We start from the raw sequence: 13810 nt of genomic DNA, 5'->3' as shown, positions 1-13810 counted from the left end.
CAATGAGCAACTCCGGCACGCCGAAAAACTACTACGTCCCCGTGGTCGTGGAGTCGGACGGTCGTGGCGAGCGCTCCTTCGACATCTACTCGCGCCTCCTGAAGGACCGCATCATCTTCATCGGTGTCCCCATCGATGATTTTGTCGCGAACTCCGTCATCGCGCAGCTTCTCTTCCTGCAGATGCAGGACCCGAAGAAGGACATCCACATCTACATCAACTCCCCCGGCGGCTCCGTCACCGCGGGCCTCGCGATGTATGACACCATGCAGTTCCTCACCTGCGACGTGAACACCTACTGCATCGGCATCGCCGCCTCCATGGGCTCCGTGCTCCTGACGGCCGGGACGAAGGGCAAGCGCTTCTGCCTGCCGAACTCCCACGTCATGATCCACCAGGTCTCGGGCGGCGCCTCCGGCACCGCGTCCGACGTCGAGCGCACCATCGGGTTCATGTTCAACCTGAAAAAGCGCCTGAACGGCATCCTCGCCCACCACACGGGCAAGACCGTCGAGCAGGTCGAATTCGACTCGGATCGTGACAATTACATGACCGCCGAGCAATCCGTCGCCTACGGCCTCGTGGACAAGGTCCTCGAAAGCCGCAAGCAGCTTCCGGACGCCGTCGCCGCGGCGATCGAAGACAAAACTCCCGAAGCCTGACGCTTCACCAGCAGCCGGGCACCCCCCGGCTGCTCCATTTTCCCCTATTTTCCCGTAACCTCATGGCACGCGCCTCAAATCTCACCATGTGCTCCTTCTGCGGAAAGAGTCACTCTGAAGTCAAAAAGCTCATCGCCGGGCCGGGAGTCTACATCTGCAACGAGTGCATCGACGTCTGCGCGAATATCCTCGAAAAGGAACTCGGCACCACCGCCACCGCGAAGGGCAAGACGCCCGCTGACAAGCCGGGATTCAAGATCCCCTCGCCCGCCAGCATCCTCGCGAAGCTCAACGAACACGTGGTCGGCCAGGAGAACGCCAAGAAAGTCCTCTCCGTCGCCGTTTACAACCACTACCAGCGCCTGCGCCAGGACCAGGCGAAGGTCGGCGATGAGTTCAAGGACGTGGAGATTGAAAAATCCAACATCATGCTTCTCGGGCCCACCGGCTCGGGCAAGACCCTGCTCGCCCGCACGCTCGCCCGCGTGCTCGACGTGCCGTTCTGCATCGTGGACGCCACCACCCTCACCGAAGCCGGTTATGTCGGCGAGGATGTGGAGAACATCATCCTCCGCCTGCTCCAGGCTTCCGAGTTCGACGTCGCCCGCGCCGAACGCGGCATCATCTACGTGGACGAGATCGACAAGATCGGCCGCAAGACCGAAAACGTCTCCATCACCCGGGACGTCTCGGGCGAGGGCGTGCAGCAGGCTCTGCTGAAAATCCTCGAGGGCACCATCTGCAACGTCCCGCCGCAAGGCGGCCGCAAGCACCCGCAGCAGGAATACATCCAGGTCAATACCGAGAAGATCCTCTTCATCGTCGGCGGCGCGTTCGTCGGACTGGAGGACATGGTGAAACGCCGCCTCGGCAGCAACACCCTGGGCTTCCACGTGGACGCAGCGAAGGAAAACCTCGATGATCCTGCCGTGAACGTTCTGGAAAAAGTCCAGCCCGAGGATCTCCTCCATTTCGGCCTCATTCCGGAATTCATCGGCCGAATCCCGGTCATTTCCGCGCTGAGAAAACTCACCGAGGAGGAACTCATGTCCATCCTCACCGAGCCGAAAAACGCGCTGGTGAAACAGTATGGCAAGCAACTGGCCATGAACGACGTGAAGCTCCGCGTCACCCGCGACGCGCTCCGCGCCCTCGCCGAGGAAGCCGTCCGCCGTGGAACCGGTGCCCGCGCCCTGCGCTCGATCTTCGAGAAAATGATGCTCGAGGTGATGTTCGACATCCCGTCCCGCGAGGATATCGAGTCCGTCACGATCAACCGCCAGGTGGTCACCGGCGAGCGTCCGCCCGCCATCCGCCGCAAGCGTGCGGACCAGGACGCCGCCTGAAATGGCGCTCCGATCCGTCACCGGTCACCTGTTGGGCCGCTAACAATCAGCCGATTGAATCGAAACTTAACTTGATTCAACAAACGCAACTGATAGTTGTTTTCAAGTCATCTGGGACAAGATCCCTGATGCAGAGAAACCAACAACCGAAAACAACATCATGACAACCGTTAAATTCATCATCGCAGCCGCAGCAGCTTCCTTCCTCGCCGCTTCCTGCTGCCCGAATCCGCCAGCACCAACTCCGGCGCCAGCTCCGGTGTCCTCGAAGTAATCTCCCCTCTTCATGGAACCCGGTCCGCCATCGCGGCGGATCGGGTTTTTTTGCGCCTTTTTCCTATCCGGGCATTTTGCGAAACCACGTGATTTCCGCGTCGGCTCATTATGGCCGCAAGATCGTTTCCCTCCAGGATTCCCGCGTATTCCGCCCTCCGGTCAGCCGATCGAACGCTCCACCGCCCAGTATAGCCCGGCGCTCGCGATCATGAGCGAAGCGGGCCTCGCAATGACGGTGCGATACCAGTCCCGCTTCCACCACAATGCCACCGCCGCGGACGCGATGCCCACCACCGCGAGCTGGCCGAACTCGATGCCCATGTTGAAGCTGAACAACGCCGGGAGGAAGTCGCCGGAATCCACCAGGGTTTCTTCAAACGAATGGGCGAATCCCATGCCATGGATCAATCCCGATCCGAAGACCACCCACGGCCTCCAGCGGCTGAGTTTGTCCGAAAACAGATTCTCCCCCGCGACAAACGCGATGCTCAGGGCGATGGCGACCTCCACCAGAACCGTCGGAGCGTGCACGATGCCGTAAAGCGAAAGCCCCAGCGTCAACGAATGCGCCAGGGTGAAAAGCGTCATCTGCAACAGCAACGCCCCCGCGTTTTTCGTGAGAAAAAACAGCCCGAGGATGAACAGGATGTGATCCAGCCCCCCCGGCAGGATGTGGGTGAACCCGATGACGAAATACTCCGGAACCACCGCTGTGGCGGTGGTCAGGATCAGCAGGGCTAGCGCGGGGCGGATCATGGAGCGGGAAAGGGATAGAGCGGACAGGGTCCGCTGTGAAGCGTCAAACGGAGCGCCGGCATCAGCCCGGCGGGTGGCGATCCCCCGTCGGCTGAAAACCAGTGCTCCGTTGATTTCACGTCATGTTTCGACCTAGAAGCGGCGTGTCAGCGAAACCCGGAACGTCCTCGGCTCGGCGGGATGGAGGTGGATGTCATCCACACCCGCCGCAGGTTCTCCCGGCAGACGCGAGGTGTAGAAATACTCGATGTCATTGTCATCCCGGCCCAGCAGGTTCAGGCAATCCACCGCCACCTCCCAATCGTTTTTCCGGTAACCGGCGCGGGCGTTCACCTGCCAGCTCTGGCGGGATTCCACACTGCCGTCCTCGATCAAGGGGCGCGGGCTGAAATAGCGGGAACGCAGGCTGCCAAAGAATCCCTCCTTTTTCCCGATGGTGATACCGGTATTGAGCGTCAGCGGCACCGCGCCGGGAATTTCGTCGTCGGAACCCACGTCCAGCAACTCGCCATGACTCACGGTCAGTTCGTTGTCGAGCGTCAGCCACTCCGAAGCATGCCAGTAGGTGGACCATTCCACGCCGTAGCGGCGGGTCGCGGGTCCGGCTTCGGAGGTGCCGGCGTCGCCCACGTAAAGGAGCTCCGAGTCGCTGTGCAGATAGAACAACGCCAGGGTGCTGACCACGTTTTCCAATGCCTCCGTCCGCGTGCCGAGTTCGAATCCATAAGTCCGCACCAGCGGATCGACGGAATCCGCCGGAAGCCCCGTGACGGGATCCACGGTGATCGTCGTGCCGCGCGCGTCATTGCTGTGGAAACCCATGCCCGCGTTCGCATAAATTTCGGTGTCGGCCCAGGGTCCGAAGATGAGACTCACCTTCGGACTGATGATCGCGTCCGACTCATCGCCGGAGTTCGCCGGATTGTCGCTGTCCACATCGAAATGGAACGCGTCCGCCCGCAGGCCCGGCTGCACACGGAACCACGGATTCACGCGGTAGTTCGCCATCGCATAGAGGCCCACATTCGCTTCGTAAACGTCGTCCACCCGCACGGCGCTCGTCCGGACGGTGTCGGTCGTGTTGTAGAGGCCGATGCCGTCCATCACGTCATGTCGCGTCTGGAGTCCCACGGTGAAGGTGTTTTCACTCCCGAGATCCCACTCATGCCGGACCTCGCCGCCGAAGAAATAGCGCCCGTCCTCCTGCTCGAACTGGTTGCCGGTCACCGACTCGTCCACGGCGGTGTCCGGATTGTCGAGGAAGTAGGTGAAGTTTGAAAACAGGTCGAGGTCGTATTTCCCCGCATAGACGTCCACGTGGGTCCTGCCGTTTCCATGATCGCGGTCCCACGCCCCCATCAGGCTGTAGCGGCTGGATTCACCGCCCACGGTGTCGTCCACGTTTCCGAGGCGGTCGATGCCGTTGCCGATGAGACGTCTCGGGATCTGGTCGGTGGAGTCCCATTCCGCATCGTAGCCCATCGCCGTCAGCGAGAAGGTGTCGTTGCCGGACTTCTTGAAATACTTGAGCAGGCCGTTGAAGCGTTGCGAGTTCCCCTCCCTGTCCCAAGGGCCGTCGTAGTAGTTGTATTCCAGCGCGTAGGTCAGGCCGGAGCGGTCGCCGTTGCCCGGCCCGGACTTGGGTGAGGCGGGAGCGGTGAGATCGATCGTGTCCGCCAGCAGTCCCCGGAGATAGTTGTGCTCGCCGATGCCGATGCTGGCGATGCCCTGTGGCAGCATGTCGAACAGGCGGAACTTCGCCGCGCCCGCCGTGCTGAGATCCCCGAGCTGCCCGTAAAACGGCCCCTTCCAGTAATCGAGGGTTTCCACCATTTCAGGAATGATGGGGTTGAGGTCGGCATAGCCCTGGCCATGCGCGTGGGTGACGAAGTTGACCGGCTGGCCGTCGACGGAAATGGAGAAATCCGTGCCGTGGTCGAGATTGAAGCCACGGACGAAATACTGGTTCGCTTTTCCATCACCCGAGTGCTGGGTGATGATGACGCCGGGCACGACTTCCAGCAGCTCGCCGCGGCGCAGGTAGGGGCGCTCCTGGAGTTCCGCGGCGTTCGCCTGGCCCTTGGACGCGCTCGGTGCGGAACCGATGAGGCTCTCCGCCTTGCCGGTGACGATGAGGGGAGCGAGTTCCTCCGATTGCGCGGAGACGGTGACAGTGAGAAAAAGACAGAGTGGTGTGAATTTGAAAGGTTTCATGATGAGGGAAAGTGGAGAAATGAATCGCAGACACGCGCCCGCCCGACGGCTGGCAACGCATGGGAGACGGACAACGCGCCCGCTCCCGAACCACCGGTGGAACATCACCGGTCACGATCGATTCACACCACTCTCGGCGGCGGACCCGGCGGGGCCTGCGGCCACGCGGGAGTCCAGATCCTCGCATGATCCACCACCTTGCAAAGGCTCGACGACCGCGCGATGGCCAGCGACGTGGACTCCCAAGGTGCCGCATGCAGCTTGGATTTCTCCAGCTTCACCTTCGCGGGATCCGAGGGGGACGGCGACTTGGAATCTCCCTTTTTCCCGGATTCCTCGACCGCGAGGACTGCTTGGAAATCGTCCGAATGCCAAGCTTGCGCCGCAGCCTTCGCCACTCCGGCACGCGGAACCTCGTGCATCGCGACCTTGCAGAACATCGTCACCTGCAACAGCACCAGCGGACCGCCCACCAGCTGGGCAAGCGCCAGCAGGTAGAGCCATCTCATTTTCCCGGTGCGGAAGAAATCCATTACCCGGACACGCTGCGGGAAAGCTCCGGATTTGGCAATCCATCAAACACCGGACCGGATGAATGATCCGGAATGCCCCTGGACAAGCCGGAATCTTCCTCTTGTTTCGGACCGGTGGTCGGCTAGGTTGGCGGATGCGTCTCATCGGGAAAATCATCCTGCCCCTCATGCTGTCGGGCTCCGCGGCTTTCTTGGAAGCCAGGGAAGTGTCCGCGATCCCCACGGACCTCGCCAATTATGTGGCGAAGCCGGAACCGCAATCCACCTGGACCATTGAAGACACCCGTACATTCGGCACCACCACGGCATGGCGGCTGAAGCTCACCTCTCAGGTCTGGCAGGGCATCACCTGGACGCATGACCTGCTGGTCGTGAAACCGGACGGCGTGCCAACCGACAAGGTGCTCCTGCTGAACGACGGCGGCGGAGCATCCGTCCAGCGGGCCATGTATGCCGCCCTCCTGGCCGGCAAGATCAAGGCCCCGGTGGCCATGTTGCTCGGCGTTCCGAACCAACCGTTGTTCGAGGGGAAAAAGGAGGACGACCTCATCGCGGAGACCTTCGTCCGCTACCTCGACACCGGCGACGCGTCCTGGCCGCTGCTGTTCCCCATGGTGAAGAGCGTGGTGAAGGCGATGGACACCCTGCAGGAATTCAGCAGGAAGCAATGGCAGCAGCCGGTGGAGAAATTCATCGTCGGCGGGGCCTCCAAACGTGGCTGGACCACCTGGCTGACCGCCGCCAGCGATCCCCGGGTGATGGCCATCACCCCGATGGTGATCGACGTGCTGAACATGCGCGAGCAGCTCACCCATCAACAACAATCCCTCGGCGGTCCCAGCAACGAGATCTCCCCCTATACCAGCCGCGGCCTCGTCCCCATCGCCGACACCCCACAGGCGAAAAGCCTGTGGACCATGGTCGATCCGTGGACCTACCGGGAGCGTTTCACCATGCCCAAGCTGATCGTCCTGGGGAACAACGACCCCTTCTGGAGCACGGACGCCCTCAACCTCTACTGGGACGCCCTGCCCGGAGAAAAATACATCTCCTACTCCCCGAACGCCGGCCACGACCTGATGGAACGCGACGCCGCAGGCAAGAAACTCAACGCGGACCGCGCCATCAACAACGTCTCCGCATTCGTCCGCCACCAGCTCACCGGCAGGCCTCTGCCAAAGATCGGCTGGAAACACACCACCCTGCCCGACGGCACCCAGACCCTCACCGTCACCACCACCCCCGCCCCCCGCGAGGCGCGCCTCTGGATCGCCCGCTCCGACACCCGGGACTTCCGCAAGGCCCGCTGGGAATCACACCCCATCGAACTCAAGGAAGATCAACCCATCACCGTGAACCTCCCCAAACCGGAAAAAGGCTTCACCGCCTCCTACGCCGACCTCGGCTACCAGATAGATGACCTTCCGCAATGGCTGTGCACGCAGATGCGGGTCGTGGGAAGTGATGTTGATTGACCCTCCGGCCACCTTCAAACCGGCAGGTGGGTGCCGTGCCTTTGGACTCCGTTGAACGCCCGGTCGAGGCCGAGACGCTGCCACATGCCCAGGACGGCCTGGCCGAGGATTTCCACGTCGCCGCGCGCGTCGTGGCGGCGGATGCCTTGCTGGTTGATGCGGAGGCGGGCAATGAGGTGGTCCAGCGAATGGCCGGTGCCACGGGTTTTACCAAAGAGCATCTTGGACATGTGGATGGTGTCGATACCGTGGACCTCGCGCATGGGCAGGCCATGGCGGCGGCAGGTGGCGGTGAGGAATTTGCTATCGAAGCGCAGGCCGTTGTGCGCGATCAGGGTGGCGTCGCCGGACCAGGCGGCGAATTCCATCAGCACCTCCTCCGGCCGTTTCGCATCCGCGACGTGGCGGTTGGTGACGCCGGTGTAGCTCTCGATGAATGATGAGATCCTCCGCCGGGGTTTCGCATAACTCGCGAAGGTCTCCTCCGGACACAGGCAGCCCGCCGTGAACCGCATGGCGGCGATTTGGATGAACTCGTCCTGCTCGGGGTCCAGGCCGGTGGTCTCCAAGTCGTAAACCACGAAGCTTTCCCCCGCGTGCCAGCGGTCGGTCCAGTAGAAGGAATGCCGGCAATCGGGGCAGGCGACACGGGTCCCCATCGCGGACTTCGCGCCTGCGATGGAGAGCGTGCAGCTCGGGCAGTTGACTTTCATAGGTGGGGATCAGAACCACGAAAAACACAAAGCTTCACCAAAAATGTGGAAACCGGCATTTCGTGCCTTCTGGTGTTTTTCGTGGTTTGTCCGGAGCCTTCTTCAGCCCATCGCTTTTTCAATGAGCGCGTTCATGCGCTTCACGGTGTCGCGGGCGTCTTCCAGGAGACCCGCGGCGATGAGGGCGTTGTCGAGAAGCTGGAGCGCGACGAGCTTGGCGAGTTCGGGATTGGAGTCCTTCGCCTCGGAGAGCTTTTTCACCAGCGGGTGGCGCGGGTTGATCTCCAGCTCCACCTTCACCTCGTCTTTGAAGTTCTCGTCCATCGCTTTCATCATCTGGCGGATCTGCGGGCTCATGCCATCGCTTGGAACGAGGGCGATGATCGGGCTGTCCACGAGGCGCTTGCCGCTGGCGACGGAGGTGACGCGGTCGCCCAGCTCTTCCTTGAGGAAATCGCACAGCGCGGTGGTCTGCTCCTCCGTGAGTGAATCTCCTTCGGCGGAATGGTCCTCAAGGTCCACACCACCGTGGCGGATGGAGACGAGTTTCTTGCCATCGAACTCACCGAGCTGCTCGACGACGTATTCGTCCACGGCATCGGTGAAATAGATGACTTCCAGTCCCCGTGCCTTGAACGCCTCGATGTAGGGGCTGCTCTCGACCTGCTCGCGGCTGCCGCCGACGAGGTAGTAGATCGACTCCTGGCCATCCTTCACGCGACCGACATAATCGGCGAACCCGCAGACGGAACCGGCGTCGGTAAGGGAGGTTTCGAAACGCAGCAGCTTGGCAAGCGCGTCCTTGCTCGAGTAGTCCGTGGCGATGCCTTCCTTGAAATAGCGGTCGAACTTCTTGTAGAACGCGCGGTATTTGTCCGGGTCGGCTTCCGCTTCCTTTTCAAACATCTTGATGATGCGCTTGCTGATGACGCTGCCGATCTTCTTGACCAGCGCGCTGTCCTGCATGGTCTCGCGGGAGATGTTCAGCGGGATGTCCGCGCTGTCGACCACGCCCTTCACGAAACGCATCCAATCGGGAAGCAGGCCCTTGGGGTCGGCGTCGATGAGGACTTTTTTCGAATAGAGCGCGACTCCGGCCTCGGTCTTGTTGAAGCCCATGCGCTCGGGATTCTCGCTTGGCACGAAAATGAGCGCGTTGATGGCGATGGGGGCGTCCGCGCTGAAATGCAGACGGTAGGACGGCTCGTCCCATGCCTTGCAGGCGAATTGGTAGAACGCCTTGTATTCCTCCTCGGAAATCTCGGACTTGTTCTTCAACCAGAGCGCCTCGACCTCGTTGATGCGCTTGCCGTTGAGGAAGATCGGGAAGCCGACGAAATTGCTGTAGGTCTCGATGAGGTGCTTGAGACGGGTTTCCTCGGAGTATTCCGACAGCTCCTCCTTCAGATGCATGACGATTTTCACGCCGCGCTCCTGGCCAGGGGATTCCTCGATCTCGTAGCCGGTCTTGCCATCGCTGGTCCAGACGAGCTCCTCGCCGTCGTTCCGCCAGCTGCGGGTGTGGACCTTCACCTCGTCCGCCACCATGAAGGCGGAGTAGAAGCCGACGCCGAACTGGCCGATCATGTTGCCCGGCGTACTGCCGCTGTCCTTCATGTTTTTCAGGAAAGCCTTGGTGCCGGAGTGGGCGATGGTGCCGAGGTTCTTCACCAGTTCCTCGCGCGTCATGCCGATGCCGTGGTCCGCGATGGTCACGGTCTTCGCCTCGGCGTCGGTGGTGATGTGGATCTCCAGCGGCAGCCCGGCGCTGTGGATGTCCTTCTCCGTGCTCTCGATGAGACGGAGTTTTTCCATGGAGTCCGAGGCGTTCGAAATCAGTTCGCGGAGGAAGATCTCCTTGTCCGTGTAGAGTGAGTGGACGACGAGATCGAGCAATTGCTGGATTTCGGCCTGGAAGCTGTGTTTTTCAACGGTGGTATCGCTCATATGGTTGGAAAGTGGTTGGTTCGGAGGAACGGCGGGACAATAGCCATCACGGTCTGCGTGTCAAAATATCCGCGATTTTCCCCATCCATTCTTCAAGGTTGGCAGGTCTGCACGGTTCCTGCTTAACTTCCCCCGCATGCATCGGGAAAACGAGCGACTCGCTGAGGATAAGGCACGTGAGAAAAAATGGAAACGCTGGGGGCCCTACCTCAGCGAACGCCAGTGGGGCACCGTGCGCGAGGATTATTCGGACCATGGCAACAGCTGGGCCAGCTTTCCCCACGACCACGCCCGCCGCCGCGCCTACCGCTGGGGTGAGGACGGATTGCAGGGCTGGACGGACCGCCAGTGCCGCATGTGCTTCGCGCCCGTGCTCTGGAACGGCAACGACACCATCCTCAAGGAGCGTCTTTTCGGTCTCGGTGGAAACGAGGGCAACCACGGGGAGGACGTGAAGGAATGCTATTATTACCTCGATTCCACCCCCACCCATTCCTACACCAAGGCCCTTTATAAATACCCGCACGCGGCGTTCCCCTACACCGCCATCCGCGAGAAAAACCAGGCGCTCGGCCGCACCGGTCCGGAACTGGAACTCGCCGACATGGGTCTCTTCGACGACGGAAAATACTTCGACGTCATACAGGAGGTCGCCAAGCGCAGCCCGGAAGACCTGTTGTGGCGCATCACCGTGACGAATCGCGGGCCGAAGGCGGCGACGATCCACGTCCTTCCCACGCTCTGGTTCCGCAACATCTGGAGCTGGGGGGAGAACCGCGAATCCCCCGCGAAAAAACCGGCCATCAAGGCCGACGGAACGGGCGTCTTCGCCTCCCATGAGACGCTGGGCGACTACCGGTTCTTCGTGGATTCGCCGAATTCGAAAAAAGTCGCACCGTGGTTGTTCACGGAGAACGAAACCAATTTCCAAACCGTCTTCGGCACGGAAAATCCGGCCCCCTACGTCAAGGACGCGTTCCATCGTTATCTCATCCAAGGCGAAAAATCCGCCATCTCCCCCACCCCCTCCGGCACGAAATCCGCAGCGCATTTCAAATTCGTCGTCCAGCCGGGAAAATCGATCACGGTCCGCTGCCGGCTCCACCTGGCCACCGAGGACAACGGAGTGAAGGGATTCCAAGGCTTCGACGAACTCTTCGAGCAACGCATCTCGGAAACCGACGCCTTTTACGAAGACATCATCCCCAAGGGCATCTCCCATGAAGAGCGGCTCATCTGCCGCCAGGGCTATGCCGGCCTGCTGTGGACCAAACAGTTCTTCTACTACGTCGTCGAGGACTGGCTGAAAGGAGACAACGGCGCGCCGCCCTCCCCCGCCCGGTTGAACGGCCGCAACAACGACTGGCAGCATTTCTTCGCGCGGGACGTCCTGTCGATGCCGGACAAGTGGGAGTATCCCTGGTTCGCCGCGTGGGACACCGCCTTCCACATGATCCCGTTCTCCGGGGTCGATGCGGATTTCACCAAGGACCAGCTCCTGCTGCTCCTGCGTGAGTGGTACATGCACCCGAACGGCCAGCTCCCCGCCTACGAGTGGAATTTCTCCGACGTCAATCCGCCGGTGCATGCCTGGGCCGTGTGGCGGGTTTACAAGATTTCCGATCCGAAAGGCAAACGCGACATGCTTTTCCTCGAGCGCGCTTTCCAGAAGCTCCTGCTCAATTTCACCTGGTGGGTGAACCGCAAGGACGTGGAAGGACGCCACGTCTTCGGCGGCGGATTCCTGGGGCTCGACAACATCGGGGTCTTCGACCGCTCCCACGCCCTGCCCGGCGGGGGGCGCCTCCATCAGGCGGACGGCACCGCGTGGATGGCATCCTACTGCCTCACCATGCTCTCGATGGCGCTGGAACTCGCTCTGGAAAAACCCGCCTACGAAGACATCGCTTCCAAATTTTTCGAGCACTTCGTCAACATCTGCGACGCCATCAACGCCCTCGGCGGCACAGGCTTGTGGGACGACGAGGACGGGTTTTATTACGACCAGCTCATCATCGACCATCAGGAGCCGATCCCGCTGCGCATCCGCTCGCTCGTGGGCCTGCTGCCGATGTGCGCGGTCACCGTGCTCAAGCAGAAGACCATCGACGCGCTGCCCGCCTTCCGCAAACGCATGGACTGGTTCCTCGCGAACCGTCCGGACATCCTGAAATACATCACCGCCCGCCGCGTTTCCGGTGACAAGAACCCCGGCCGCTGCCTGCTCGCCATCCCGTCGGAAAAACGCCTGCGCAAGAGCCTGGCCTACATGCTCGACCCGAACGAATTCCTCTCGGACTACGGCATCCGCTCGCTCAGCAAGGCTCATGGTGAGAAACCGTTCATCTTCGACCACGATGGGAAGCGCCACGAGGTCCCCTACACTCCGGGTGAGGCGACCACCGACATGTTCGGCGGAAATTCCAACTGGCGCGGACCCATCTGGTTCCCGACGAACTTCCTCATCATCGAGGCTCTCGAACGCTACGACTATTTCTACGGCGACTCCTTCACCATCGAGTATCCCACCGGTTCGGGAAAAATGGCGACGCTGCGGGAGATCGCCATCGATCTCTGCGACCGCCTCATCTCGCTCTTCCTTCCGGACAAGGACGGCTACCGGCCCTGCTATGGAGACGCCCACCGCTACAGCGATGTGGACCACTGGAAAGACCTCCTGCTTTTCCACGAATATTTCCACGCCGAAACCGGCGAAGGCCTCGGAGCGTCGCACCAGACCGGCTGGACCTCGCTGGTCGTCCGTCTCGTCCGCGAGAGAAGGGAAAAACTCATGAACGTCCGCAAGCCCGGACCCGTCGTGGGGACCACCGTGCCGGTGCCGTTCTGAAACCTTGGACTGCGCGCAGCTAGCTGCCGCTTTCGATTGCCAGCTTGCTGGCCGGGGTGGCGTGTCGAAATTCGAAACCGGGTCCCCTCCCCCTTTGTTACAGCATTTCACGAAATAGCATTGCCGCCGTACAAAAGGATCGTGACTGCGGTTCCCAACCACCAGCCCCCCTTCCTCACAGTCCATGACGGCCACACCATTTCACAAAATGCGTTGGCAATCGATGGGCAGCTTCCTTTGGCTTCGCCCGGCCAGCCACCGGCAATCCGAGGGCCAGCGTCTCCTATCACTCCCCATCCTTTGCCGCGATCTCGTCATATCTGAAACTCGCTATGGTTTTCAACCATGCCGGACTGACCGCCTTCTTGAAATCCGCGGCACTGCACCATTTCCAATCAGATCCCACAGTCACCAGCTTGTGATGCACGGCATTCTGATGGACATAATGGAGCCGTGCCAGATAACTCCGCTGATGAGTCAGAAGGGTTTCCCGATAGTTCTGCCACAAGCGGGTCCGACCATGTGTTCCCTCCCTACGATTCAGTTCCATCGTGGCCAACGCATGGAGTTTCCGGATCAATAATCCAAGAGACTTCCCCGCCCCATCTGCTGTCGACGGGCTATGCCCTATGAAATGATAGTGATTCGCCAAAACCGCCCAAGCCTCCAGCTTCCAACCCGCTTCACCCGAGAGCGAAAGCAACTTGTCCAAAAACCAGTCCTTCATCTCGTCATCAGCAAGTAGGTCCTGTTGGTTGGCCGCGCGTGCCGTCACAAAATAAACACCAGCGGATTCCAACCGATGTGGCGGGGCATGAGGCCAATCACGACTTCCTTTCTTGCAGTCCTCATCCGTTGGATACGACTCCGGCATCACTTGTTTTCCTTGAGATAGATGTGATTCACGGGTCAGGAAGGTAACTATCCGGTATTTTCCCTGTCAATCTGGTGTTCCCGATATTCGATCGATATGGCGGAATACTTCGCAGCGAGCTGCGTCACCAAAGCGGCAGCAAGCTGCTCGCAGTCCAAGATGTCAG

General features: G+C 60.9%; 11 protein-coding genes. 4 read left to right on the top strand and 7 right to left on the bottom strand.

The annotated features are described in order from the left end of the window. The first annotated feature begins 2 nt into the window (after positions 1 to 2). A complete protein-coding gene (locus JIN84_RS01330; RefSeq protein ID WP_234043131.1) occupies positions 3 to 662 on the top strand; it encodes an ATP-dependent Clp protease proteolytic subunit in 660 nt (219 codons plus the stop codon). Between the two features lie 62 nt (positions 663 to 724). After that, a complete protein-coding gene (gene clpX / locus JIN84_RS01325; RefSeq protein ID WP_200349218.1) occupies positions 725 to 2008 on the top strand; it encodes an ATP-dependent Clp protease ATP-binding subunit ClpX in 1284 nt (427 codons plus the stop codon). A gap of 102 nt (positions 2009 to 2110) precedes the next feature. On the opposite strand, the gene JIN84_RS01320 is transcribed toward clpX, so the two are convergent. The 4 genes from JIN84_RS01320 to JIN84_RS01305 all read right to left on the bottom strand — a co-directional run bounded on the left by JIN84_RS01320 (position 2111) and on the right by JIN84_RS01305 (position 5763). Continuing rightward, positions 2111 to 2296: a hypothetical protein gene (locus tag JIN84_RS01320; protein WP_200349217.1), complete on the bottom strand. Its 186-nt coding sequence runs from the start codon at positions 2294 to 2296 to the stop codon at positions 2111 to 2113. Positions 2297 to 2443: 147 nt separating this feature from the next. Continuing rightward, positions 2444 to 3040 (bottom strand): HupE/UreJ family protein, encoded by a 597-nt coding sequence (locus tag JIN84_RS01315; RefSeq protein ID WP_200349216.1) that lies wholly within the window; start codon positions 3038 to 3040, stop codon positions 2444 to 2446. Positions 3041 to 3172: 132 nt separating this feature from the next. After that, entirely contained in the window at positions 3173 to 5254 is a 2082-nt protein-coding gene (locus JIN84_RS01310; RefSeq protein WP_200349215.1) for a TonB-dependent receptor, read from the bottom strand. Between the two features lie 122 nt (positions 5255 to 5376). Further along, complete coding sequence (locus tag JIN84_RS01305) at positions 5377 to 5763, bottom strand: hypothetical protein (protein ID WP_200349214.1); 387 nt, start codon at positions 5761 to 5763, stop codon at positions 5377 to 5379. Between the two features lie 230 nt (positions 5764 to 5993). Between JIN84_RS01305 and JIN84_RS01300 the strand changes: the two genes are divergently transcribed. Then, entirely contained in the window at positions 5994 to 7262 is a 1269-nt protein-coding gene (locus tag JIN84_RS01300) for a PhoPQ-activated protein PqaA family protein (RefSeq protein ID WP_200349213.1), read from the top strand. Positions 7263 to 7276: 14 nt separating this feature from the next. Here JIN84_RS01300 and JIN84_RS01295 read toward each other — a convergent pair whose 3' ends face one another. Together JIN84_RS01295 and htpG are read right to left on the bottom strand one after the other, a co-directional pair. Further along, complete coding sequence (locus tag JIN84_RS01295) at positions 7277 to 7975, bottom strand: exonuclease domain-containing protein (protein WP_200349211.1); 699 nt, start codon at positions 7973 to 7975, stop codon at positions 7277 to 7279. A gap of 102 nt (positions 7976 to 8077) precedes the next feature. Continuing rightward, positions 8078 to 9922, bottom strand: a complete 1845-nt coding sequence (htpG, locus tag JIN84_RS01290) for a molecular chaperone HtpG (protein ID WP_200349209.1) — start codon at positions 9920 to 9922, stop codon at positions 8078 to 8080. A gap of 136 nt (positions 9923 to 10058) precedes the next feature. Here htpG and JIN84_RS01285 point away from each other — a divergent pair, with 136 nt between their 5' ends. Then, entirely contained in the window at positions 10059 to 12770 is a 2712-nt protein-coding gene (locus tag JIN84_RS01285) for an MGH1-like glycoside hydrolase domain-containing protein (protein ID WP_200349207.1), read from the top strand. 286 nt (positions 12771 to 13056) lie between these two features. On the opposite strand, the gene JIN84_RS01280 is transcribed toward JIN84_RS01285, so the two are convergent. Next, complete coding sequence (locus tag JIN84_RS01280; protein WP_200349206.1) at positions 13057 to 13569, bottom strand: hypothetical protein; 513 nt, start codon at positions 13567 to 13569, stop codon at positions 13057 to 13059. Between the last annotated feature and the right edge of the window lie 241 nt (positions 13570 to 13810).

This window comes from Luteolibacter yonseiensis (assembly GCF_016595465.1).
GTDB lineage: Bacteria > Verrucomicrobiota > Verrucomicrobiia > Verrucomicrobiales > Akkermansiaceae > Luteolibacter > Luteolibacter yonseiensis.
The sequence above is the reverse complement of the archived record's forward strand: the minus strand, read 5'-3'. Positions and strand labels throughout refer to the sequence as shown.